Annotated in this window: 22 protein-coding genes and 3 pseudogenes; 12 read left to right on the top strand and 13 right to left on the bottom strand. The window is 58.2% G+C overall.

Going from position 1 to position 24355, the window contains the following annotated elements; translation table 11 throughout:
• Window positions 1–7: 7 nt before the first annotated feature.
• A complete protein-coding gene (argR, locus tag PseuLF5_RS21790) occupies window positions 8–988 on the bottom strand; it encodes a transcriptional regulator ArgR (RefSeq protein WP_123467017.1) in 981 nt (326 codons plus the stop codon).
• Window positions 989–1079: 91 nt separating this feature from the next.
• On the opposite strand from argR, the pseudogene PseuLF5_RS21795 reads away from it, so the two are divergent.
• Window positions 1080–1184 (top strand): annotated as a pseudogene (locus PseuLF5_RS21795) (DUF4381 domain-containing protein); the annotation flags it as partial.
• A gap of 48 nt (window positions 1185–1232) precedes the next feature.
• Here the strand turns inward: PseuLF5_RS21795 and PseuLF5_RS21800 are convergent.
• The 6 genes from PseuLF5_RS21800 to acs all read right to left on the bottom strand — a co-directional run bounded on the left by PseuLF5_RS21800 (window position 1233) and on the right by acs (window position 8062).
• The gene (locus tag PseuLF5_RS21800; RefSeq protein WP_003227281.1) at window positions 1233–1997 is read right to left on the bottom strand and encodes an ABC transporter ATP-binding protein; all 765 of its coding nucleotides are present in this window, start codon (window positions 1995–1997) and stop codon (window positions 1233–1235) included.
• A 27-nt stretch (window positions 1998–2024) separates the two neighbouring features.
• Window positions 2025–3137, bottom strand: coding sequence for a M14 family metallopeptidase (locus PseuLF5_RS21805; RefSeq protein ID WP_267802006.1), 1113 nt, complete (start codon window positions 3135–3137; stop codon window positions 2025–2027).
• A 1-nt stretch (window position 3138) separates the two neighbouring features.
• Entirely contained in the window at window positions 3139–3837 is a 699-nt protein-coding gene (locus PseuLF5_RS21810; RefSeq protein WP_340134745.1) for an ABC transporter permease, read from the bottom strand.
• The gene (locus tag PseuLF5_RS21815) at window positions 3834–4523 is read right to left on the bottom strand and encodes an ABC transporter permease (protein ID WP_128614309.1); all 690 of its coding nucleotides are present in this window, start codon (window positions 4521–4523) and stop codon (window positions 3834–3836) included. Before PseuLF5_RS21815 ends, PseuLF5_RS21810 begins: the two co-directional genes overlap by 4 nt.
• A gap of 91 nt (window positions 4524–4614) precedes the next feature.
• Window positions 4615–5388, bottom strand: a complete 774-nt coding sequence (locus PseuLF5_RS21820; protein WP_123467024.1) for an ABC transporter substrate-binding protein — start codon at window positions 5386–5388, stop codon at window positions 4615–4617.
• A gap of 718 nt (window positions 5389–6106) precedes the next feature.
• A complete protein-coding gene (acs, locus tag PseuLF5_RS21825; RefSeq protein WP_123467028.1) occupies window positions 6107–8062 on the bottom strand; it encodes an acetate--CoA ligase in 1956 nt (651 codons plus the stop codon).
• A gap of 475 nt (window positions 8063–8537) precedes the next feature.
• Between acs and PseuLF5_RS21830 the strand changes: the two genes are divergently transcribed.
• The 3 genes from PseuLF5_RS21830 to PseuLF5_RS21840 all read left to right on the top strand — a co-directional run bounded on the left by PseuLF5_RS21830 (window position 8538) and on the right by PseuLF5_RS21840 (window position 11516).
• A complete protein-coding gene (locus PseuLF5_RS21830; RefSeq protein ID WP_027612631.1) occupies window positions 8538–8798 on the top strand; it encodes a DUF2790 domain-containing protein in 261 nt (86 codons plus the stop codon).
• 562 nt (window positions 8799–9360) lie between these two features.
• Window positions 9361–10611 carry a ribonucleotide-diphosphate reductase subunit beta gene (locus PseuLF5_RS21835; RefSeq protein ID WP_095126160.1) on the top strand — a complete coding sequence of 417 codons (1251 nt, stop codon included), beginning with the start codon at window positions 9361–9363 and terminating at the stop codon, window positions 10609–10611.
• Window positions 10612–10958: 347 nt separating this feature from the next.
• Window positions 10959–11516: a BRO-N domain-containing protein gene (locus tag PseuLF5_RS21840; RefSeq protein WP_340134746.1), complete on the top strand. Its 558-nt coding sequence runs from the start codon at window positions 10959–10961 to the stop codon at window positions 11514–11516.
• On the opposite strand, the gene PseuLF5_RS21845 is transcribed toward PseuLF5_RS21840, so the two are convergent.
• Window positions 11513–12706, bottom strand: a complete 1194-nt coding sequence (locus PseuLF5_RS21845; protein WP_340134747.1) for an HNH endonuclease — start codon at window positions 12704–12706, stop codon at window positions 11513–11515. The genes PseuLF5_RS21840 and PseuLF5_RS21845 overlap by 4 nt on opposite strands.
• Before the next feature lie 88 nt (window positions 12707–12794).
• On the opposite strand from PseuLF5_RS21845, the gene PseuLF5_RS21850 reads away from it, so the two are divergent.
• Window positions 12795–13778, top strand: a complete 984-nt coding sequence (locus tag PseuLF5_RS21850) for a hypothetical protein (RefSeq protein WP_340134748.1) — start codon at window positions 12795–12797, stop codon at window positions 13776–13778.
• 3 nt (window positions 13779–13781) lie between these two features.
• Here PseuLF5_RS21850 and PseuLF5_RS21855 read toward each other — a convergent pair whose 3' ends face one another.
• The 3 genes from PseuLF5_RS21855 to PseuLF5_RS21865 form a co-directional block, all read right to left on the bottom strand.
• Window positions 13782–14972 (bottom strand): hypothetical protein, encoded by a 1191-nt coding sequence (locus PseuLF5_RS21855; protein ID WP_340134749.1) that lies wholly within the window; start codon window positions 14970–14972, stop codon window positions 13782–13784.
• A gap of 86 nt (window positions 14973–15058) precedes the next feature.
• Window positions 15059–15778, bottom strand: coding sequence for a DUF6933 domain-containing protein (locus PseuLF5_RS21860; protein WP_340134750.1), 720 nt, complete (start codon window positions 15776–15778; stop codon window positions 15059–15061).
• A 77-nt stretch (window positions 15779–15855) separates the two neighbouring features.
• Window positions 15856–16671 (bottom strand): sulfite exporter TauE/SafE family protein, encoded by an 816-nt coding sequence (locus PseuLF5_RS21865; protein ID WP_340134751.1) that lies wholly within the window; start codon window positions 16669–16671, stop codon window positions 15856–15858.
• 112 nt (window positions 16672–16783) lie between these two features.
• Between PseuLF5_RS21865 and PseuLF5_RS21870 the strand changes: the two genes are divergently transcribed.
• Both PseuLF5_RS21870 and PseuLF5_RS21875 read left to right on the top strand, forming a co-directional pair.
• Window positions 16784–17551 carry an AraC family transcriptional regulator gene (locus PseuLF5_RS21870; RefSeq protein ID WP_186746611.1) on the top strand — a complete coding sequence of 256 codons (768 nt, stop codon included), beginning with the start codon at window positions 16784–16786 and terminating at the stop codon, window positions 17549–17551.
• A 93-nt stretch (window positions 17552–17644) separates the two neighbouring features.
• Window positions 17645–17959, top strand: a complete 315-nt coding sequence (locus PseuLF5_RS21875) for an XRE family transcriptional regulator (RefSeq protein WP_186746613.1) — start codon at window positions 17645–17647, stop codon at window positions 17957–17959.
• A 129-nt stretch (window positions 17960–18088) separates the two neighbouring features.
• On the opposite strand, the gene PseuLF5_RS21880 is transcribed toward PseuLF5_RS21875, so the two are convergent.
• Entirely contained in the window at window positions 18089–19144 is a 1056-nt protein-coding gene (locus PseuLF5_RS21880; protein ID WP_123467046.1) for an MBL fold metallo-hydrolase, read from the bottom strand.
• 214 nt (window positions 19145–19358) lie between these two features.
• Here PseuLF5_RS21880 and PseuLF5_RS21885 point away from each other — a divergent pair, with 214 nt between their 5' ends.
• The 5 genes and pseudogenes from PseuLF5_RS21885 to PseuLF5_RS21900 all read left to right on the top strand — a co-directional run bounded on the left by PseuLF5_RS21885 (window position 19359) and on the right by PseuLF5_RS21900 (window position 23400).
• Window positions 19359–19967 (top strand): TetR/AcrR family transcriptional regulator, encoded by a 609-nt coding sequence (locus tag PseuLF5_RS21885; protein ID WP_336347294.1) that lies wholly within the window; start codon window positions 19359–19361, stop codon window positions 19965–19967.
• Between the two features lie 135 nt (window positions 19968–20102).
• Window positions 20103–21200 carry a diguanylate cyclase gene (locus tag PseuLF5_RS21890; RefSeq protein ID WP_445262425.1) on the top strand — a complete coding sequence of 366 codons (1098 nt, stop codon included), beginning with the start codon at window positions 20103–20105 and terminating at the stop codon, window positions 21198–21200.
• A 275-nt stretch (window positions 21201–21475) separates the two neighbouring features.
• Window positions 21476–22159, top strand: a pseudogene (locus PseuLF5_RS28295) (PAS domain-containing protein); the annotation flags it as partial.
• 108 nt (window positions 22160–22267) lie between these two features.
• Window positions 22268–22705: pseudogene (locus tag PseuLF5_RS28300) on the top strand (methyl-accepting chemotaxis protein); the annotation flags it as partial.
• Window positions 22706–22866: 161 nt separating this feature from the next.
• Window positions 22867–23400: a DUF1003 domain-containing protein gene (locus PseuLF5_RS21900; RefSeq protein ID WP_340134752.1), complete on the top strand. Its 534-nt coding sequence runs from the start codon at window positions 22867–22869 to the stop codon at window positions 23398–23400.
• On the opposite strand, the gene PseuLF5_RS21905 is transcribed toward PseuLF5_RS21900, so the two are convergent.
• Complete coding sequence (locus tag PseuLF5_RS21905; RefSeq protein WP_340134753.1) at window positions 23401–24342, bottom strand: LysR family transcriptional regulator; 942 nt, start codon at window positions 24340–24342, stop codon at window positions 23401–23403. It lies immediately after the preceding gene.
• Window positions 24343–24355: the final 13 nt, after the last annotated feature.

Raw genomic sequence — 24355 nt, forward strand, 5'->3', positions numbered from 1 at the left:
GTCGCGTTCAGCTACGCTCGGACGGCACTGACGACAATTCGAACGGGCTGCTGCTGCGCCGCTGGTTGCGATCTTCCCGCGGCGTGGCACCGAAGAAGTTGCGGTAGGCGCTGGAGAAGTGCGGCCCCGAGGAGAAGCCACACGACAGGCCGATCTGGATGATCGACTTGCTGGTTTGCATCAACATCTGCCGGGCCTTGTTCAGGCGCAATTCCAGGTAGTACTGGCTCGGCACGCGGTTGAGGTACTGCTTGAAGATCCGCTCCAGCTGCCGACGGGACACGCACACGTGCTGGGCGATTTCGTCGGTGGTCAGCGGCTCTTCGATGTTGGCTTCCATCAGCAGCACCGCCTGGGTGAGCTTCGGATGGCTGGAACCGAGGCGGTTCTGCAACGGAATGCGCTGACGCTCGCCGCCCTCACGGATGCGCTCGACCACCAGCTCTTCAGAGACGGCACCGGCCAGTTCCGCACCGTGATCGCGGGCCAGCACTGCCAGCAGCAAGTCGAGCACCGACATGCCGCCACACGCGGTCAGGCGATCGCGATCCCAGTCGAACAGATGACTGGTGGCGATGACTTTCGGAAAGCGCTCGGCGAAATCGTCCTGCCAGCGCCAGTGCACGGCAGCGCGGTAACCGTCGAGCAGACCGAGTTGCGCCAACGGATAGACTCCGGCCGACAACCCTCCGATCACACAACCGGCGCGCACCAGTTGCTTGAGCGCGCTGCTGAGCGCCGGGGCCAGAGTGGTCGGCGGTTCGTCGGCGAGCAGGAACAGTTTCTGGAAGTTTTCCAGCTTGCCGGTCCAGGCCTCCCCCGGCAATTGCCAGGCGCCTTCGGCCGGTGGCTCGGCGTGCAGGAAGGACAACTCGTAAACCACGTCCGGGTGAACCCGCTGAGCGACACGCAAGGCCTCCTCCGCCAGCGCCAGCGTCAGAGCTTTAGTGCTGGGCCAAATCAGGAAACCAATTCGATGGGCAGTCATGGGCGGGCAATCCGGAACGAACAACGGTGATGAAGGCATGGGCCAATGCTAGCCCGTAAATGAACGCAAATCTCGAAACCAACCGAGATTCATTGTGGGAGCGAGCTTGCTCGCGAAGGCGGTGTATCAGTCAACATCGTTGCTATCTGAACTACCGCTTTCGCGAGCAAGCTCGCTCCCACAGGGATCTGCGCCAATCTCTAGGTCGCGAAGCATGACCTAATTTGGTGCATAACGGCAGCGATTACTTGAGGCTACCCGACAGGAACTGCTGCAGACGCTCCGATTGCGGATTGACCAGCACTTCGCGCGGGTTGCCGCTCTCTTCAACAACGCCTTTGTGCAGGAACACCAACTGGTTCGACACTTCACGGGCAAAGCCCATTTCGTGGGTCACCACAACCATGGTGCGGCCTTCCTGAGCAAGGGCCTGCATGACTTTCAGCACGTCGCCAACCAGTTCCGGGTCGAGGGCCGAGGTCGGTTCGTCGAACAGCATCACCTCAGGCTCCATCGCCAGCGCACGGGCGATCGCCACACGCTGCTGCTCGCCACCGGACATGTGCCCCGGGAACGCGTCTTTACGATGGGCCACGCCAACCTTGTTCAGGTAGTGCTCGGCTTTCTCGCGGGCTTCGGCCTTGGACACGCCCAGCACGTGGACCGGCGCTTCCATGATGTTTTCCAGCGCGGTCATGTGCGACCACAGGTTGAAATGCTGGAACACCATCGACAGGCGCGAACGCATGCGTTGCAGCTGTTTCGGATCAGCGGCTTTCAGCGCGCCATCCTTGTTCGCCACCAGTTTCAGCTCTTCGTTGTTGAGCAGAATCTTGCCCGCGTGCGGCTGCTCGAGCAGGTTGATGCAGCGCAGGAAAGTACTTTTGCCGGAGCCACTGGAGCCGATGATGCTGATCACATCGCCGGCTGCCGCTTTCAGGGACACGCCCTTGAGCACTTCGTGACTGCCATAGCGTTTATGCAGGTCTTGGACTTCAAGTTTGTACATGCGGTCGGTTCTCACAAAAACAGTCAGTCAGTCGTTGAGCAAGCGCCCGTGACGCAGCGCTTCGCGCCCCGCCACCTTGGCCAGCCAGAAACCGGGTTGGGCATAGCGCAGCCGTTCAATGGCAAACAGCACCCCGGAGGTACCAGCACACACCGTGCTGACCCGATCGGACACAGGATCGATCACTTCGAAAATCTCATCCCCGGCTTCGACCCACTCGCCGGGTTTACGCAAAAAGCTCACCACACCGGGGTGCGGTGCCAACAGCAATTCAGTGCCTTCGAACGGCATGCCTTCGCAGGCTTCGTGCGCCGGTTTCGGCCACTCGCCGCTGATCAGGCCCTGCTCGGCGAGGAACGCCAGAATGCCTTCGGCCCACGCCAGCGCATCCGCGCGGTCAGTATTGGCCTGACCGCCCAGCTCGACGGTGGTCGCCAGGCACGCCAGCGGAATCTGCGCGTCCGGGAACTGCCGCGACAGGCGCAGCCACGGCAACGAGCACGCTTCATCAAAGGAGCTGCCACCAGAATCTTCCGCCAGCAACCCGACCTTCACATCCAGGTGCGCGGCCAGCGAACGCCACTGCGGCCAGTGCTGCGGCAGCGCATACATGTGCAGCGCGGCTTCAGCGTCGCAATGCAAATCCAGCACCACGTCGGCGGTGCAGGCATGGCTGAGCAAAACGCGCTGCATGCCTTGCAACTGGCTGCTCGCCTCGGGCAATGCCGCCAGATGATCAGCCATCGCCTGACGGATCAGGCGAATGTTGGCGTGCGGATCGTCACCGAGACGGTCGGCCAGCGCCGCCGCAACCGGCGCGCTCAGCTCGACGAAATCGCGGTTGAAGTTCTTGCCGCTGCCGGCTTCGAAACGCCCCTGATGATTGCCTTGCAGCAACTGACCGAGGCCCAGCGGATTGGCGACCGGCACCAGCTCGATCACGCCGTTGAGCAGACCTTGGGCTTCGAGTTCGCCAAGGCGCTTTTTCAGCTCCCAGGCGGTGCGCATGCCCGGCAGTTCGTCAGCGTGCAGGCTGGCCTGGATGTAAGCCTTGCGCTCGCCGCTCCCAAACCGGAACACCGAGATCTTGCGCTCGCTGCCCAGGTGACTCCACGGCAATACGTGGTCGATGCGTTCCATATCAGTGCTTCCGCGGGGCCAGGTAGCTCAACCAGCGACGCTCGGCCAGCTTGAACAGCTTCACCAGAATGAAGGTCAGGCACAGGTAGAACACGCTGGCGGTGATGTACGCCTCGAACGGCAGGTAGAACTGCGCGTTGACGGTACGGGCCGCGCCAGTGATGTCGATCAGGGTCACGATGGACGCCAGACTGGTGGTCTGCAGCATCATGATCACTTCGTTGCTGTACTGCGGCAGCGCCCGGCGCAGGGCCGATGGCAACAGGATGCGCTTGTACATCTTGAAGCGCGACATGCCCATCGCCTTGGCCGCTTCGATCTCACCGTTCGGCGTGGCCTTGAGGCTGCCGGCGATGATTTCTGCGGTGTAAGCGCTGGTGTTGATCGCGAACGCCAGGCACGCACAGAACGTTGCGCTGGACAGCCACGGCCACATGAAGCTTTCACGCACCGCTTCGAACTGGGCCAGACCGTAGTAGATCAAAAACAGCTGCACCAGCATCGGCGTGCCGCGAATCACGTAGGTATACAGCCACGCAATGCCGTTGACCGCGGCATTCTTGGACACGCGCATCAAGCCCAGCGGCAGGGCCGCCAGCAGACCGAAAAACAGCGACAGCGCGAGCAGTTTGAGGGTGGTCAGCAGGCCGCCGAGGTACAGCGGCATGGACTCCCAAATGACGTTGTAGTCGAAGATCATAGATCAGCCGCCCTTACGCCTACCGAGTAGCGCTTCTCAAGTTGACGCAACGCCAGCAACGAAACACTGGTGATCACCAGGTACATCGCCGCCACTGCGAGGAAGAAGGTAAAAGGCTCGCGAGTGGCATCCGCCGCCTGCTTGGCCTTGAACATCATGTCTTGCAGACCGACCACAGAAATCAATGCGGTGGCCTTGGTCAGAACCAGCCAGTTGTTGGTGAAACCGGGAATCGCCAAGCGAATCATCTGCGGCACCATCACCCGGAAGAACACCTGAAAACTGCTCATGCCATACGCCAGACCGGCCTCGGCCTGCCCTTTGGGAATCGCCATGAACGCGCCACGGAAGGTTTCCGACAGGTACGCACCGAAGATGAAACCAAGGGTGCCGATACCGGCGGCCAGCGGGTTCAGGTCGATGTAATCGTTATAGCCAAGCATCGGCGCAACGCGGTTGAGCAGATCCTGACCGCCGTAGAAGATCAGCAGGATCAGCACCAGATCGGGAATCCCGCGGATCACCGTGGAATACAGATCGCCCAGCCAGGCCAGCCAGCGCACCGGCGACAGGCGCAACGCGACACCGATCAGCCCGAGAACGATGGCCAGGGCCATGGACGACAAGGCGAGCTGAAGCGTCAGCCATGCGCCATCGAGGATGACAGCCCCGTAGCCTTTCAACATGATTCAGGTCCTCGAAAGTTGGGATGAAAAAATGGCGCAAACCGCAGAGATCCTGTTGCTTGCGCCATTTCGGACTTGTCGCAGAAACGTGTTACTTGCCGTAGATATCGAAGGCGAAGTACTTGTCCTGGATTGCCTTGTATTTGCCGTTTTCGCGGATGGCCGCGATGGCAGCGTTGATCTTGTCTTTCAGCGCGTCGCCCTTGCGCACAGCGATACCTACGCCGTCACCGAAGTATTTGACATCGGTGAACGCCGGGCCTGCAAACGCAAAGCCTTTGCCGGCGTCGGTGTTGAGGAAGCCGTCTTGCAGCAGAGTAGCGTCAGCCACGGTACCGTCGAGGCGACCGGCGGCCACGTCGAGGTAGATTTCGTTCTGCGAGCCGTACGGCTTGATCTCGGCACCCAGCGGGGCCAGGACTTCGCGGGCGAAACGCTCGTGGATCGAACCACGTTGTACGCCGATGTTCTTGCCCTTCAGTTCAGCCAGACCTTCGCTGACCTGAGTACCGGCCTTCATGACCAGACGCGCCGGAGTGTTGTAGTACTTGTTGGTGAAGTCGACCGACTTCTTGCGGTCTTCCGTGATCGACATGGACGACAGGATCGCGTCGATCTTGCGCACTTTCAGTGCCGGGATCAGACCGTCGAACTCTTGCTCGACCCACACGCACTTGACCTGCATCTGCTCGCACAGAGCGTTGCCGATGTCGTAGTCGAAACCGACGATGCTGCCGTCCGGGGCTTTGGAAGCGAACGGAGGGTAAGCCGCTTCGATACCGATCTTCAGAGGTTTTTCATCAGCGAAGGAATTCAGCGACAGCACGGACAGTGCCAGGGCGCCAAGCAGCACAAGTTTCTTCATCTTGGGACTCCATCGGTAAAGGGCAAAAACGGCAGAGTGAGCGACAGCCCAATATGCGAATGGGTGAATCGGGAAATCGGTGCAGCATCGGTGGGAAATTTCCCATTGAAACCGTCGAAGGTTTCAACGTCAGCCACGATGAGCGAGTGATCGGCATTCTAACGACAGGCCCGAAGCCGATATTTCTTCAATGCGACAACTAATTACAGATGCACAGAGAAACCCGCTTGAGCACATTGACAGCCTTGCAAAATCATGCAAGAGCGAAAGACAGTGAACCGATCTATGTTGCAAATTGCGGGCCTATTATTCGCAAACCCTTCTAATCCGGCAAGCGCAGCGTTGTGTCTTATTTTTCACCGGGGGTTTTGAGGCTCTAAAACGGAGCGTTGCGTTTCCCTTTGCCCCGCTACGGGGCGGGCGGTTACACATATGGTTACGCGGAGGGTGGCGGGTAACAACGGGAAATGTCTTGCGGGGGAGATCGATAATTATTGGTTGGGTGAGTCCGCGTTCCGACGAGGGACTACACCGGCGTCTGACAAATTGCCTTCGCGAGCAAGCTCGCTCCCACAGGGATCTACATTTTGTCTGAAGGTACTCGGTCAAACTGTGGGAGCGAGCTTGCTCGCGAAGAGGCCAGCCTGTCACCACAAAACCTCCAGACACAAAAAAGCCCCGCCCGGCAAAACCGGACAGGGCTTCTGTGAATCATTGCTTAAGCAACATTCATCGTCTTGTGCGTATCAATCAAATGCTGCACCACCCCCGGATCGGCCAAGGTCGAGATATCCCCCAACCCGTCATATTCCGCCGTGGCAATCTTGCGCAGAATGCGGCGCATGATCTTGCCCGAACGGGTCTTCGGCAGCCCCGGCGCCCACTGAATCACGTCCGGTGAAGCAATCGGGCCGATCTCCTTGCGTACCCAGTTCTTCAGTTCCAGGCGCAGTTGCTCGCTCGGCTCCTCGCCATTCTTCAAGGTGACGTAGACATAAATGCCCTGCCCCTTGATGTCGTGCGGCACGCCAACCACCGCCGCTTCGGCGACTTTCGGGTGGGCGACCATCGCGCTTTCGATCTCGGCCGTGCCCATGCGGTGGCCGGACACGTTGAGCACGTCGTCCACGCGCCCGGTGATCCAGTAGTAACCGTCGGCGTCACGACGCGCACCGTCACCGGTGAAGTACATGCCACGGAAGGTCTTGAAGTAGGTATCGACGAAGCGGTCGTGGTCGCCATACAGCGTGCGCGCCTGACCTGGCCACGAATCGAGAATCACCAGATTGCCCTCGGCCTCGCCCTCGATGATGTTACCGAGGTTGTCGACCAGCGCCGGCACCACACCGAAGAACGGACGCGCCGCCGAACCCGGCTTCAGCGCGTGCGCCCCCGGCAGCGGGCTCATCATGTTGCCGCCGGTTTCGGTCTGCCACCAGGTATCAACGATCGGGCAACGCGACTTGCCGACATTCTTGTAGTACCAGTCCCAGGCTTCCGGGTTGATCGGCTCGCCCACCGAACCGAGCAGACGCAGGCTGCTGCCGTCAGCGCCTTCAACAGCCGCGGTGCCCGACGCCATCATTGCGCGGATCGCGGTCGGTGCGGTGTAGAGGATGTTGACCTTGTGCTTGTCGACGATCTTCGCCACCCGAGTGATGTCCGGGTAGTTCGGCACGCCTTCGAACAGCAGCGTGGTCGCGCCATTGGCCAGCGGGCCGTAGACGATGTAACTGTGGCCAGTGACCCAGCCGACGTCGGCGGTGCACCAGTAGATTTCGCCCGGACGGTAGTCGAACACACGCTCGTGGGTCATCGCCGCATACAGCAGATAACCGCCGGTGGTGTGCTGCACGCCCTTCGGCTTGCCGGTCGAGCCAGAGGTATAAAGGATGAACAGCGCTTCTTCGGCGCCCATCTCTTTCGGCGCACACACGGTGCCCGCCACTTTCATCAGGTCTTCGTACCAGATGTCGCGATGCTGGTTCCACTTGATGTCGCCACCGGTACGCTTGCACACGATGACTTTCTGGATGCTGCTGGTTTCCGGGTTGGTCAGCGCGTCGTCGACGTTGGCCTTCAGCGGAATTTTCTTGCCGGCACGGATGCCTTCGTCAGCGGTGATCACGACTTTGGATTTGCAGTCGATGATCCGCCCCGCCAGGGCCTCCGGCGAGAAACCGCCGAACACCACCGAGTGAATCGCGCCGATCCGGGTGCAGGCCAGCATGGCGACCACGGCTTCGGGGATCATCGGCATATAAATGGTCACCACGTCACCACGGTGCACGTCCTGACCACGCAGGGCGTTGGCCAGTTTGCACACTTGTTCGTGCAGTTCGCGGTAGGTGATGTTGCGGCTTTCGGAAGGATCGTCGCCTTCCCAGATGATGGCGACTTGATCGCCGCGCTCGGCCAGATGGCGGTCGAGGCAGTTATAGGAAACGTTCAGGGTGCCGTCGGCGAACCACTTGATGTCGACATGGTGATCGTCGAACGACGTCTGCTTCACCGTGGTGAAAGGCTTGATCCAGTCGAGACGCTTGGCTTGCTCGCGCCAGAAGCCGTCAGGGTTGACGACCGACTGCTGGTACATGGCTTTGTAGGTCGCCTCGTCAGTCAGCGTATTAGCCAGAACCTCGGGACGAACGGGATACAGAGAAGCCGCACTCATCTTTCCTACCTCGGTGTAATAGTTGTTTTTGTATGACCCCGTTGTAGCCGGGCCGGCCCCATAGAACCATTCGACGATGGTAGTAACAAGCCCCTACAAAACATCCAGTTACCCCTGACGCAAGCCCTGCGCTGCTTGCTCCAACACCCCACAACCCCTGTGGGAACTGGCTTGCCAGCGATTCCGACGACTCGGTTATTCAGGCAAACCCCATCACCAGCAAACCTGGTTGCAGACGATTTCGACCGATTGTTACCAAATCTGCCAAAAGTGTTTATCAAAACCCCACCTGTTTACCCCCACTCCACCTCCCTAAAATCCACCTCGCCGACAAGGCAAACACGATTAACAACGTTACAGCCCCCACGAAGGCCGTTAATCCAGCTCTCAAGTAATAACTGCAAACGATGAAGTTCCACACGCAACCCTAAAAAGGTTGCGTGACCCCACTCGACCTCAAGAAGGTAAATTTGAAATGAAAGCTTTATTGGTTCTGGCCCTCAGCAGTCTGTGCGCAACCGCCATGGCAGACGAGGTTCCGACTGATGTCGCGCAGCAACAACCGGTTATCGAGGAATACACTTACTCCACTCACCTGGACATCGCCAAAGTTGTATCCATGAGCGAAGTGCCGAATGTTTGCGAAGTGGTTCCGGCCAAAATGGAATACGACGACTCCAAAGGTCAGCGTCACATCCTGCGTTACAGCGTCATGGGTAACGGCTGCACCAATTGATGATTGAGACTGCACCGAATCGGATCACTCAGCGCCTCATTTGAGGGTCGATTCCAGCCCGACTTCGGTCGGGCTCAGTTGTGTCTGGGGTCGCTCAAAAGGGTTGCAAAACACAAGATATAGTGAAAACCCGGTTTTTTGCTCATTTCTTGAGCAACCGAAGCCTCGCAAAAAAATTAATGAAAAAAAATTCTCGCAGGCCAATCCCAGCGAAAGCCCTGTAAACCCTCGCTCCGATCGAAATCACCCGGCCGATCGAACGCCCTGCGGTGTTTCGCCCTCCCCCACGCCCGTGTTTTTTTCCCTATAATGCCGCCCTAATCGGGTCAGCAATATTCCCTTACAGGGATCAAAGCCATTCTGAAGCCCCGCAGCAGCGTCAACGCTGATCTGCGCCCGTCAGAGGCTCTCGGAACCCCGAACAAAATTCTGTTTTATTGCCTGCCTTAGCTGCTGCAAAAAACGATTCCTTAAGATCCAACGCGGTCTGTACGACCGTGTGAACAACCAACCATCAGGTTTCACACGGGGCGACAGGCCCTCACGCAGGAGACGACACGTCATGCTGAGCTGGGACGAATTCGACAAAGAAGACAGTGAAGTAGCAGCAGTGAAAGGCGCCAACGCCGGCCACGCTTCTGAAGCCAACATGGACCGCCTCGACAACGCCGGCGGCGCCGCCGCGCTCGAAGCCCGCGCCGTGACCGCCGACGATTCGGCCGCCGTGGCCCGCGCCAAGGCTGCACTGAACTCCCTCGACGTCGCCGAAGGCCTCGCCGAACTCGAAGGCGCCTCCGCCCGTGTCGCCGTTGACGAAAAGCGCATGATCAACTGCCGCGCCGACCTCAACCAACTCGTACCCTTCAAGTACGACTGGGCCTGGCAGAAATACCTGGACGGCTGCGCAAACCACTGGATGCCGCAAGAAGTCAACATGACCGCCGACATCGCCCTCTGGAAAAACCCGGAAGGCCTGACCGACGACGAGCGCCGCATCGTGATGCGCAACCTCGGCTTCTTCTCCACCGCCGACTCCCTGGTTGCCAACAACCTGGTACTGGCCGTGTACCGCCTGATCACCAACCCGGAATGCCGCCAGTACATCCTGCGCCAGGCCTTCGAAGAGGCGATCCACACCCACGCCTACCAGTACTGCATCGAATCGCTGGCCATGGATGAAGGCGAAATCTTCAACATGTACCACGAGATCCCATCGGTCGCGAAAAAAGCAGCCTGGGGCCTGAAATACACCCGTTCGATCTCCGATCCGAAGTTCGAAACCGGCACCCCGGACACCGACAAAGAGTTGCTGCGCAACCTGATCGCCTACTACTGCGTTCTGGAAGGCATCTTCTTCTACTGCGGCTTCACCCAAATCCTCTCCATGGGCCGCCGCAACAAAATGACCGGCGTCGCCGAGCAGTTCCAGTACATCCTGCGCGACGAATCCATGCACCTGAACTTCGGCATCGACGTGATCAACCAGATCAAAATCGAAAACCCACACCTGTGGGATGCCGAAATGAAGGAAGAAGCGACCCAAATGATTCTGCAGGGTACGCAGCTGGAAATCGAATACGCCCGTGACACCATGCCTCGCGGCGTACTGGGCATGAACGCGGCGATGATGGAGGACTACCTGAAGTTCATCGCTAACCGTCGTTTGTCGCAGATTGGTTTGAAAGAGGAATATCCAGGGACGACTAACCCGTTCCCTTGGATGAGCGAGATCATGGACTTGAAGAAAGAGAAGAATTTCTTTGAGACTCGCGTGATCGAATACCAAACTGGTGGTGCGTTGAGCTGGGACTAATGGTCTCGCTTGGCACGATTTGACGATTGCTGCCTGAGTCGGTGAATCGAGAAAGCAAAAAGCCCCGATCTGATCGGGGCTTTTTTATGGGCGATCGGTAATCCTTCTTACGCCTACGTCACAGCGTTCAATCTCCTACAGCACTTACAGTCGCTTCCCATTGAAGCCTGCTACGAGCACTACTAAGCTCCATCACAGGTGCCTAAGAAACGCCCAACGTAGAAAGCTTGGTCAGTGACACAGACGTGTAATTCGTCGGTGGCAACTGCTCTGCTCGTTGGGATTTCTTAAGTCCACTCTACGTTGGGGTCAGGCCTCCCAAAATCTAAAACGTAGAGGTCATAGATATGTCTGATCCATGCTCGGTTACAGTCTTCTCTCGCCACAATCTTTCTCTGCATGCCCTTCTAATTGAGAACCAGCCATGGTTCTCCGCCCGCGATGTCGGCCGTTTGATGGGTTTCCATCTAAATGAGCGGGTGGTCAACAAGCTAGATAACGATCAACGCCGTGTCTTGTGGATTGAGTACTTTCGAGAACCAGAACAGCAGTTGATGCTCAGTGAATCTGGGGTGTATGCGCTATTGGTGTATCACTACGTTCCGGGGAATCGGTTGTTACGTGAGTGGTTGACCAACGAGGTTGTGCCGGCCTTGCGCGATGCTGCAGATTCGGGAGACTCAAATCGGCCAATGCTGAGTTTGCTGCATTGGCCGGAAATGTCTTTGAGTTTGCTGCATTGGCAGGATGAAGGCTGGATTCGGCTTCGGGATATGCCTTACCTGTTGCAGGACCATACTCGACGACACGTCGACGAAACCAAGTCTTGGTGGCAACGAGTCACGCGGATATTTCAATCACCTAGTCGTAAATTCGGAAAGAGCAAAAGCAATTGGAGCTTTTAGCCTTCAATTACTTGCAACCGCTGTTTAAGTCTTTCATTCATTAAAGCTCCGTTTACACCAGAATGAATTTCCCGATGACAACTTGGACACACAGCTCCCACATAGAGTGGATGATCTAATCCACCATCGGAAACACGGTTTACATGATGTGGCTCTAAGTAGGGGGTACCGTCCTTTTTAATAAAAGGAGCAGGCCGTTGGCAGCTTTCGCAAGTACCCCGTGCACGCATCAGCACATAGTGTGCAACCTTTCGACTGCGCAGATAGATCTTACGCGGAGCGGATTGCCCCAAATCAACACTCTCAGGTTTACATGCAGCCAGTGCAACCAAACGCGCTGCCGCCAAAGAGTCTGGGAGGTCAGCTTTGTCGCCGTCATCTGTCTCAGCCTCATTCATGCCCTCAGGAATACCCACAGGAACTAATCGAAAAACTATCGCTGTCCGAAGCTCGCCGTTCACATCTGACTGGGGACATTCAAACCAGTTGGCACAAGAAAACTCACCCTCGTATACATAGCCCTTACCTTTACCGATAAGTCTGAACATATGCAGTGCCCGACCATCCACGGCATGCTCTGCAATAGCTCGGTTGCCGCGTGTCAAAGTCATCGGCCCGCGCTGACCTTGCCCAGTATAAAGATAAGCACCGTTGTCCCAGCCGTCGGTGTACCCGTATTGCTCACCGCTTTCACCCGTAAACAAAAAAATCACGGGATAGGTAGTGGACCCTGAAATGCCGTCTCGTCGCCCCCCGCCAAACGGTCCGTTTATTTCTGATTTCCGATCGTAAACAGCCCCTATCGTAAACTGCAGCACGGGCTTGTCTTCCCCACACGGCAACTCAACAACAGTGAAACCTCGTTTTTTTAGGTAACTGTTGGTCGGATGTCCGCCGGAAAATTCTCCCACAGCAATTCCGGTCGCCAATGAGACGACTTTCTTTGCTGGATACCGCTGTCCACCCTCAAGAACAGCGTAGCGGTGAGCCTGATTGGTTTCCCATCGCTGCCACTCAGGTTTACCCCGGAATTTTTGATCAAATTCCAGCATCGCTTCGCTTACGCGCTCCTTCGAGACCGGTTTGATCACCACGAGTGTCGCCCTTTTGTAGTTAATGTCTGTAGGAAAAATCCCTATAGTCGCCAAACTCCAAAAGCGTTTCAATACATGACAGAGCAGAAGAGCCACTATTTAGGCATTGCTTTTAAATAGCCTCGTATGCAAGTAACTCGTTTACTCGTCTAAACTCATGATCTTCTAAGGACCCGAGCCCCCCATGAAATTCGATCTCGCCTACTGCCTCAGCCTCGACGACAAGTTGTCGATCTATGACGTTCGCGATCTCAATTTCGATGAGACGGTGGCGTTTGACTCGGCGAAAGAGCACTTCCAGTGCCCCAACGATGCCTGTCGCTCGGCGTTCGATGCATCTAACGAGTTGGGCACTTTCAACGCCAAGAACGTGAATTACGTGCGCACGCCGCACTTCAAGAACTTGCCCACTACGCAGCACGTGGCAGGTTGTCCGTATGTGAGTTTAAAGGCTTCAGCGTCTGGAATTGAAACAGCGGATGGCGAGGCGAACGATGGGCGTGAGGAGCACTTCCCGTCGGAGTTGTTGCTGACGCGCCGTGAGTATGTGCGCAAGCCTGCTGCGCCCGCGGGGGCGGCGGATGTGTTGCGGGATGATCCGGTGCGGGTGGCGCAGGTGAACTCTAAAGAGTCGCCTGGGCGTGAGACGGCGCCGGATAAGACCAGTGTGTTTGCGCATCCGGTGGAGTGTTTTGTGTCGAACTTCGCCGACAAGGAGTTGCTCAAGCGCATGCCGTTGAAGATCGGTGAGCACACGGCGCCTTATGGGTCGTTCTTCAAAAAGATTGAGTATCTGACGGACAACAAGGGGCTGATTTACTGGGGCAAGATCAAGGAGATCAAGGATTACACCCAGAGTTTTCGCATCGACTTCGAGCAGAAGGTCTGGTTCAAGCAGGCAGATGAGGCGAAGAAGAAGCCGTATTCGGTGAACGTGTACTTGAGCAAGAAGCTGATCGACAACTACCGCAAGCGCAAGGCGTTTCTGGAAGAGATCAAGCACGCGATCGACAGCGACAAGGAGTTGTTCTGTTTCTTCTATGGCGTGACGCCGGAGTTGAAGCAGGTGCCGAGCAAGAAGAACCCCGAACAGACGTTCGGGGTGTTCAGTGCCAACATTGAAAACCTGGATCACTTCATTGTGCGGGAAGCGCCGGGGTTGGCGTGACGGTTAGTCTTTGGGCAATTGCAGTTTGACGGCGCCGGGGTGTTGTTTGACGACGGAGTACGGCAGGATCGACCAGTCTGGCCTGTCGCAAGAGCGTTGTACGCGAGCGAAGTAGGCGCCCAGGTACAGGCCCTTATCAGTGAAGTACCACGGCGTAGTTCCCCAGATGCTTTCATCCGTGAAATCACAGTCGTCATCTTGCGCGGGTTTCTTCATTTCCGTGGGGTACAGGGCGGTGAATTGCTGGATGACCCAAGGCACCAGCTCTTTGCTGACATACCGATAACGCGCGTCACTTTCGGCCTCGCTCAGCGGTTTGTCGCCCAGGCTGTCGCGCTCGGCATGTAGCAATGGTTTGCCTTCACCGACCCACAGCACATCTTCAAGGGAAAGCGGATGGCCGGTTTTCACGTCGATGTTGAGCGGGGAATCACCGAAATCCGGATGCGCGCCGCCGCAGTAGTAGCTGGTGGAGATGTTCAGGCTGACCACGGCTGGCGAGATCATTTTCGGTTCTGCCTGCTGCATGAATTCGACGTTTTCTCCGCCCCGCAGCTGGCAGCTGTGGTAACTGATGACTTCATTCCAGAGTCGCCCGAGCAACTGCTGGTTTACCCGCTGCTGATCATCTTTCGACAGTCCGGACTCCACGCTGAACAGCGAGATCTTTGTCTCAGGCTCCGTCCACCATTGCAGGTCGTAGCCCATGAAATTTTCTTTCTTCGCCGGTTTCAGCTTGAGTCCCTGCAGGCGCAGATACTCGTAAGGCTCGTCGTTTGGCAGCGCGGCAACGAACGGCAAAGTTGCTGACGTTGGTGCGGGAAGTTTGGCCTCGGCGAGTTTAACCGACAGCTTCTTTCCCTGCGGACTTTGCCATTCACCTTGCCAGCCATTGGCAGTTTCTTCCAGCTTCAAGGTCGGCAGCGGTTTATCGTCGCCATAGCGGTTGTTGCCCTCAACGAGATTCAACGTGCTGTCTTGCAGCGAACCGCTGAGTTCCAGGTCGCGGTGATACTTCTCATAGAAGTAGCGGCCGGTGACTTCATCCTGCTGCGTGGTGTTTAGCTCCAGCACAATCGGCATCTTGCCCAGCGTGCCGGTGAACACGCGCCGGCCCTCTTCGGCATGGGCAGTGGAAATCAGTGTGAACAGCGCCGCAGCGTATGGCGCCAGGCGCAGCAGTCCCTTGAGCATGGATCAATCCTTGAAGGAATCGGAGGTCGCGTCGGCGCATAGGCGCCGGCGCTGAAAAATGCGCTGCGGATTATGGCGTGGGTAGCTTAACGATTCGAGTTCTCTCGCTCGTAATTTTTAAGCCAGGCTTCGCGCTCTAGGGCCGCAATTTCCTGAACCCTTTGATGGCGACGCTCCTTGGCAGCATGAAGCTGGACGTCATCAAGAAAGCAGTAATGACGCAGCCAGTGAAGCGCCATTTCTTCATTCGGAAAGTAGTAAGACTTGGCGCCCTTACTGCTTCTGGGCGTGTCATTCATTTGCTCGTCAAATACCATCGCTGTGATTTCATCCGGTGGCAAAGAGCCCGTATGAGCGACTTTGTCCTGGAAAATCCATGCAATCTCATCAATGTGTTTTTGCGCGCTGCGATGGCTACGTCGATAAAAGCGATGATGCTCACAAGTCTGCTGCACCCGCGCCAACATCAATTCAGGGTTTAGCCACTGCCCGAGGTCATGATGATGTGCGTTGATCACCAATCCCTTGACCCAGCGATCAATAAATCGCGCAATGAAGCCCTCAGCATCAGCCTTCTTGACGTCAGCCAAAATCACGCAATAACGGGTTTTGATGTGAATGACCAGCAGCACATGCTTGCGTTGTACCGTTATCGCGTGCACCAGCCACTGCTCGTCAGCGCCGCTCAACTCATCATCTTCAATGATTGAGGACGGCGGATTAGCATCCAACGGCGTGATTTTTTTGCCCTTGTGAACACGGCTGAAAAACTTGCTGGCTGCTTCGGTGCAATTGAAGATCAACATCCTGGTTCTCTGGTCATTGCTGGAGCACGGCGCTCAGTTATCGATTTTGGTTTCTAACGCTGTAGCTTGGCAATGGTTCATTTAAGCGAGATAAACAGCAACACGATAATCAGCAATCCAATGTAAACCCAGGCATGCACCCGATCCGGAATCCGCCCGATCCACGGCGTGGCTAACCGAATCCCGACCAACGATCCCAGCGTCAGCACCGCGAACGCCAGCAAATCCACATACCCGACAAACCACGCCCCCAGCTCTGCCTGACTGAACCTGGCCAGTGCCATGTACGTCAGCGTCCCGGCCACTGCCACCGGCACGCTCAACGGGTTAGCCATGGACGTGGCTTGCGACATGCTCAATCCACAACGGCGCAAAAGCGGTACGGTCATGACGCTTCCTCCTACGCCGAGAAACGTGGCGATGGCGCCAATGCCTACACCGCCGCCGGACGTTTCTGTCCTGCTGAGTCGGCGTGGGATAACGCCTTCGCTTTGGGTGAGAAAGCCGCGTCTGAGCAGGCAGTCGATGATGGTCACACCGAGGTAGGCGATGAAGGCATAACGAATGACCTGGCCGCTGACCCACACCGCAGCGATCGCGCCGAGGATCGCACCGAGGGCGATGAAGCTGCCGAGTGGCCACAAATAATGGCGGATCAGGTTGCCGGCGCGGCGGTGTTTGTCGGTGGCGATCAGGGCGTTGACGATCATCACGCAGGTCGAGGTGGCCACGGCGATGTGCATCGCCGACTGGCCGATGGGGTCGTCGGCGCCGTGGCTGGCGCTGAGCAGGCGATACAGCAGCGGCACGACGACGAAGCCGCCGCCGAAGCCGAACAGGACGGCGGTGATGCCGGTCAGGCAGCCGAACAGGGTCAGCAGAATGTAGAACATGGCGGGTTATCCGATGAGGGCGAGCGGTCGACGATAGAGCCACGCGGCTTGGCCTGCTTCAGCAACTCAGCCAATAATGTTTGCGTTTACGCCAACTACCGGAAAACGCTTGATGCGCAATGTTTCGATCAATCTGCTGGATCACACGCCACGCCCGGTGGTGGCGATCGGTACGGATTATTCCCACGGCCAGCTGTTGCCATTTCATACGCATCGGCGGGCGCAATTGTTGTATGGCGCGACCGGGGTGATGCAGGTCCGCACTCATGACGGCAACTGGGTGGTGCCGCCACAGCGGGCGGTGTGGGTTCCGCCGGGGGTGGCGCATGAGGTGTTGATGCTGGGGGTGAGCACGCGCAGCGTGTACATCGAGCCGGGGACGGTGGACTTGGGACCGCGTTGCCAGGTGATCAGTGTTTCGCCGTTGATGCGGCACCTGTTGATGGAAGCGGTGGAGGTGCCGCTGGCCTATGAGCTCGAGGGTCGCGATGGCGTGCTGATCGAGCTGTTGCTGCATGAACTGGCGCGCAGCGCGCCCCTGCCCCTGCACATTCCGCTGCCGTCTGACGGAAAACTCCTGGCGTTGTGTCAGAACTTTCTGCGTCAGCCGAACGCGCATCAGTCGCCGCAACACTGGGCCGAGCAGTTGCACATAAGCTTGCGTACCTTCAACAGATTGTTTCGGCAGCAGACCGGGTTGAGCTTCAGCCAATGGCGGCAACAGGCTTGCGTGGTGCTGGCACTGGCACGGCTGGCAGCCGGTGAAGCGGTAACGCGGATCGCCCTGGACTTCGGTTATGAGAGCCCGGCGGCGTTCTCGACGATGTTCCGGCGCATGCTCGGTCAGGCACCGTCCGTCTGGTTGGAGGCGGCGAACTAGGGCAAATCAAAAAATGCGTTTGATCCCGGCCGAAAACAACTGTACAAAAACACAGTACATTTTCAATCAGCACTCTTGAGCCCGGAGCACACCATGGCCTCTCTTGCGATGAACCACATCCTCGAACGCATTGCCCTTTTCCAGTTCACCCCGACGCACTGCGTCCAGGCCCGAGCGATGCTGGGCTGGAGCGTGGAACAACTGTCGCGCGAGGCGGAGGTCGCAGCGGACGACATCCAGCGGTTTGAAGCGCAGCAGGACGTGGCGGATGCAGCGCGATTGGCGTTGGCGTATCGGTTTGAGGCACAGGGGTTGGTGTTCTTTCCGGGGTTTGCGCCGGGGCGCAGTGCGAGTATGGGCGTGCCATCGAAATCGGTGGGGCGTGGGGATTATGCAATGGCTGATTAAGGACCTGTGGCGAGGGGATTTATCCCCGTTGGACTGCGCAGCAGGCCCCTTGTCCTGATTGAACAGAGGGGGCCGCTTCGCGAGTCAACGGGGATAAATGCCCTCGCCACAAATCAATATCAGCTTGCGTCAGGCGTTCTGCGCCACACCCTCACTCTCCCCTTCAACCGCCAACCACCACGCTTCGCCACGATGCGGTTGAGCAATATTGAACGCGTCACCCATCTGCGGCGTGGTAATCGAAACACTGCGCTCCCACGCCAGCGCCAGAATCCGGTCAAACGGTTCATGCCAGGCGTGCATCGCCAAATCGAAGGTGCCGTTGTGGATCGGGAAGAGCCAGCGGCCCTTGAGGTCGAGGTGGGCTTGCAGGGTTTCTTCCGGTTGCATGTGCACGTGCGGCCATTCGACGTTGTAGGCGCCGGTTTCCATCAGGGTCAGGTCAAACGGGCCGTATTGTTCGCCGATGCGTTTGAAGCCGTCGAAGTAGCCGCTGTCGCCGCTGAAGAAGATCCGCGTGTCGCCGTCGATCATCACCCACGAGGCCCACAGGGTGCTGTTGCTGTCGAACAGGCCACGGCCGGAGAAGTGTTGCGACGGCGTGGCGATGAAGCGGATACCGGCGATTTCGGTGCCCTGCCACCAGTCGAACTGACGGATTTTGTTGGCGTCGATGCCCCATTTGATCAGGGTATCGCCGACGCCCAGCGGGGTCAGGAACAGGTTGGTCTTGGCCGCCAGCCGCAGTACCGCCGCGTAATCGAGGTGGTCGTAGTGGTTGTGCGACAGGATCACCGCTTCAATCGGCGGTAATTCGTTGATGCTGATCGGTGGCTGGTGGAATCGCTTGGGGCCGGCCCATTGCACGGGCGAGGCACGTTCGGCGAACACCGGGTCGGTGATCCAGAATTTGTCCTGCAGTTTCAGCAACAGGGTCGAATGGCCGAGGCGAAACACGCTGTGGTTGGGCGCTGCCAGGAGGTCGTCGCGGGTCAACGGTTGTACCGGGATAGCGGCGGCGGGTCGGGTATTGCGCGGTTTGTGGAAGATCATGTTCCACATGATGCGCAGCATTTTGCGAAAGCCTTCGCGGCGCACCGGCGCATGGTTGCGGAACAGCCCTTGATCCTGTCGAGAGGCTTCAGGCGTGGAAATTTTATCCGGGAGGGAAACTGGATTGGCCATGACTGAAATGACTCCAGAAAAACCGCGCAATTCACGATTTTTCGCGGTGGGACGATAAATGGCCAGAGCTGCACGCATAGGCCGAACTGCTGTTTTTTAGGTTGCGAGGATTAACGCAACATTACACTGATCGGTGTAGTTTCTAGGTTGCATGAAAGCGCATGACAAGTAAACTTCCAAGTGTAATTTCCATTTTTCCTGCCGAAGCTTACTTATGACAGCTCCACAGCGCCTCACCGACCGCAAACGCGAAGCCATTATCCAGGCGGCCATTGCCGAATTCCGTGCCAACGGTTTCGAGATCACCAGCATGGACAAGATCGCGGCCACCGCCGGGGTGTCGAAGCGCACGGTGTACAACCATTTTCCCAGCAAGGAAGAGCTGTTCGCCGAAATTCTCAACCAACTCTGGGCACGCATCACCGCCGAGCAAACCGTGACCTACAGCGCCGATCAGCCGCTGCGCGAGCAACTGCAACAGATGCTGGGGGCAAAATTGCAGATGATGGCCGATGACAACTTTCTCAGTCTGGCCCGCGTGGCGATTGCTGCCACCATCCACTCCCCGGAGCGCGCACAAGACATGGTGGCGCGCATGGGCGCGCGCGAAGAAGGCCTGACCGTGTGGATTCGCGCCGCTCAGGCGGACGGTCGGCTAAAACCCGTGGACGCGACATTCGCCGGGCAGCAGCTGCAAGGGCTGCTGAAGTCGTTCGGCTTCTGGCCGCAGATTTCCATGGGCCTGCCGCCATTGGATGCCGCCACCCAAAAAGCCGTGGCCGAATCGGCACTGGAGATGTTTCTGGCGCGATACCAGCTCTAAACCGTGCCTCTGCGCGCGATCCGTCGATTAAATGGCTCGGAAGGACACTGATTATTCGCGCTGGAATAAATGACAATGTCCGACAATTGACCGACGAATGGTCTACCTGAAAAAAATACGGCAAAGTATTTCAGGATGAATCTGGCGCAGGACATCATGGAAAACCCACGCGGCAAAGGCTTGTCATTCGCCAGACGCATCTATCTGCCTAGGACTATTGGTCTGGGCGTCGGCTTTTTCAGCGTCGCGGCAGCGCTGTATCCGTTGAACATGCCGGCATGGCTCTGGGCGCTGCTGGTGTTCAACGGATTTGTCTGGCCGCATCTGGCTTATCAGGTATCAACCCGCGCAACCTTCCCCTACCGCGCCGAGCGTCGCAATCTGTTGTACGACTCGTTGTGCGGCGGCTTCTGGACCGCGTGTTTTCAGTTCAATCCGCTGACCAGCGTGACCATCCTGTCGATGATGACCATGAACAACGTCGCCGCCGGTGGCCGACGCCTGTTCCTGCTCGGCGCCGTCGCGCAGTGCGTTGGTGTACTGCTGGGCGGCTCGATCTTCGGCTTCAAATTCAGTCCGGCCATGACTCAAATTGAAGCCTGGGCCTGCCTGCCGATGCTCACCCTGTATCCACTGGCCTTGGGCATGGTCTGTTACCAACTGGCGATCAAACTCGCGCAGCACAAACGCACGCTGCGCGACCTGAGCCGCACTGACAGCCTCACCGGACTACTCAACCACGGCGCCTGGAAGGATCAGCTGCACGCCAGGTTCGAGCTGTGCCGGCAAAATCACACCCAGGACATTCTGGCGCTGATCGACGTCGACCACTTCAAGTCCATCAACGACAACTATGGCCACATCATTGGCGATGCGGTACTGAGCCAACTGAGCGGCGAACTCAAAGGCATGGTGAGCAAAAGCGAACGGGCCGGCCGCTACGGCGGCGACGAGTTTTGCCTGATCCTGCCCGACCAGCCACTGAAAAAAGCCGAACTGCAAATGGAACGATTGCGTCAGGCACTGGATCAATACCGTCACCCGGATGTGCCGGAACTGCGGGTCAGCCTGAGTATCGGTCTGGCGCGGTTTCAGCCGTCGTACCACGACGCACTGGCCTGGCTGGATGACGCTGACAAAGCGCTGTACACCGCCAAACACACGGGACGCAACACAATCAGCGTGGCGCTGAGCCAGCCGCGCACCGACGACGCCAACTCCATCAGCCTTTGAAAACACCGGTAGTCATGCTGATACGCATTTTCTTGTACAACGACAAACAGTTTGTATAAGATCGCTTCGTCAGCCTGGATGCTGGCACTTTGCAGTCAATGACAAGTGCTCACCCGGCATTTGCTCTGCCAGCGCGGAAACAGGGACAAAAACCTCGTCTTTCCCTACTTCCAGGTACTGCCCCTATGTTTTTCAAACGCCATCAGTCCGCCCTCAACGACCTTCAACACACCATCACCGAACAGAACGGCCTGCTCGAAGCCATCGACCGCTCCATGGCCGTGATCGAGTTCGACCTCGATGGCGTGGTGTTGACGGCCAACGACAACTTCCTGAAAACCACGGGCTACCGCGCTGATCAGGTGATCGGCCAGCCTCATCGTCTGTTCTGCACCCCGGAGTTTGGCCGCAGCGCGCAATACACCGAATTGTGGTCGCGTCTGAAAAACGGCCAGTTCCAGTCCGGTACGTTCGAGCGGGTCAACAGCCAGGGCCAGCCGATCTGGCTGGAAGCCAACTACAACCCGATCAAGGATGCATCGGGGCGTGTGGTGAAAGTGGTCAAGTACGCCATGGACGTGACGACCAAGGTTCAGCAGGAAAGCGAGGCCAACGCCAAGCTGCAGGCGATCGACCGGGCGATGGCGGTGATCGAATTCGACCTCGAAGGCGGCATTCTCACGGCCAACCAGAATTTTCTGACACGCATGGGTTACACGCTCGCTGAACTCAAGGGTAAACATCACCGTTTGTTCTGCCGCGCGGATCTGGTCAACAGCAGCGCCTATGAGGATTTCTGGCGGCGGCTGAACCAGGGTGAGTTGTTTCAGGGCCAGTTCGAGCGCGTCGACAAGCGCGGCCAGACCGTGTGGCTGGAAGCCAACTACAACCCGGTGTACGACGCGTCCGGGCGGTTGTGCAAAGTGGTGAAGTTCGCCACGGACGTCACCGCCCGCGTCGAGCAGCATGAGCAGGACGCCCGCAGTGCCAGCGCGGCTTATCACATCTCCGTGGAAACCCGCAAAGTCGCCGAGCAAGGCACCCAGGTGATCCAGCAAGCGGCCAGCGAAATGCGTGAAATCGCTGACGACATCGCGCAGTCTTCGACATTGATCGCGCAGCTCGGCGAACGCTCGGAGCAGATCACCGCGATCGTCAACACCATCCGCGCAATTGCCGACCAGACCAATCTGCTGGCGCTCAACGCGGCGATTGAAGCGGCGCGGGCCGGGGATCAAGGTCGCGGGTTTGCCGTGGTGGCGGACGAGGTGCGGCAACTGGCGGCGCGCACCAGCGGCTCGACGGCGGAGATTTCCAACATGATCGGATTGATCCAGAGCGAAACCCGTCAGGCGATCAAGAGCATGGAAGGCACCCGTGGCCGAGCGGCGCAAGGCGTTGAATTGGCCGATCAGGCCGGCAGCGTGATTCTGCAGATTCGCGATGGCGCCAGTGAGGCGGTGCAGGCAGTGAGCATGTTTGCCAATGAGCGGGCGCCTGGGTGATCGATGTACTGGGTCTGTAGAACGCGTCGCGGCCTTCGCGAGCAAGCTCGCTCCCACAGGGAAACGCATTCCAATGTGGGAGCGAGCTTGCTCGCGAAGAGGCCGTCAGCCTCGGCACAAGGCTATAGTGAACAATAGCCCTGAAGCCTGCCGAGCCCATCATGACCACCGAAAAACCTGCCTCCCCCGCCACCGCTCCCGTCGATCACCTGCGCTTCCATCGCCCCCACGCTCACCTCAACACCACCTTCGGCAACGATAAATTCGCCCTGCGTGCCGAGGCCTTTGCGCGGTTCTTCGGCACACCGCTGTTTCTCGGCGCGCAAACCGCGATCGTCGCGATATGGATCGGCCTCAACGTGTTGGGCGTGACGCAGTTCGACGTCTACCCGTTCATCCTGCTCAACCTCGCGTTCAGCCTGCAAGCCGCTTACGCCGCACCGTTGATCCTGCTGGCGCAGACCCGTCAGGCAGCACGGGACAAGGCGCAGTCGGACGCCGACGCACAGCACCGTGAAGCATTGGCGGTGGCCAACGCCGAGCGCCAGGCGCAGGCCGCGCAAACCACCGCGCAACTGCTCGAACTGCTGGAGCAGAACACCCGACTCACCGAAATGACCAAAAGCCTGACTGAACGCATCGAAGGCCTGACCCGCGAACTGCATGCGCACATCTGCCAGAACCCGAAACGCTGATCACGGCAGCCGCAGCGCCCGCCCCAACTCATCGAACAGCGTGACCACCGAGCGCAAGGCCCGGCAGTCCGGGCGGGTCAGCAGCCACAGCGCGGTGTCGTAGCCGTGCAGCGGTTCGCTGAGGGCCTGTAAACCCTCGGTAATCAAAAAGTCCGGCAATGCCGCCACACCGAGTCCGCCGCGCACCAGTTCAGTCACCGACAGCATGCTGTTGCAGCGATAAGCCGGGGTCACGCCGGGCAACTGCTGGCGGCGCCAGGCGACGGTCGGGTGATCCGGCAAAAACTCGTCCGGGGCGATCCAGGTCAGCGCCGCCAGATCCGTTGCATCAATGTTTTGCAGATAGCGCGTACTGGCACAGACCCGGTAGGAAATCTTCGCCAGTTGCCGTCCGACCAGATGCTCCGGTGGTGTCCGCGTCAAACGCAGCGCAATGTCCGCATCGCGCCGGCTGAGGTTGGCGAAATCGTTGGAGGTGCTCAGCTCAAGGGTCAGTGCCGGGTAGTTCGGCATGAACTGCGCCAGCGCTGGCAACAGCAAACCCTGCAATACCGAATCGGTACAGGTCAGGCGCACCGTGCCGCTGACGACTTCCCCGCCCTGCTCCACACCAATGCGCGCCGCTTCCAGCGCCTGCTCGGCGCGCTCAGCCTGTTCGGCCAGGGTCTGCGCGAGCGTGGTGGGCAGGTAACCGGCACGGCTCTTTTCGAACAGTTGCTGACCCAGCGCCGACTCCAGACGACGCACGGCGCGAAACACCGTCGACACGTCTACCCTGAGCAACTGCGAAGCCCGAGCCAGAGAACCTCCGCGCACCAGCGCGAGGATCAGCGCCAGATCCGGGTAGTTGAGTCGATAGTGCGTCGCTGCATTGATCACTTGGGAAAACGCCAATATTGAGTGCGTGAACGCCAATCTATAGTGAGCCCCATCAATCAACAAGCGCAGAGAACAC

This window comes from Pseudomonas sp. LF-5 (assembly GCF_037626295.1).
Classification (GTDB): Bacteria; Pseudomonadota; Gammaproteobacteria; order Pseudomonadales; family Pseudomonadaceae; genus Aquipseudomonas; species Aquipseudomonas monsensis.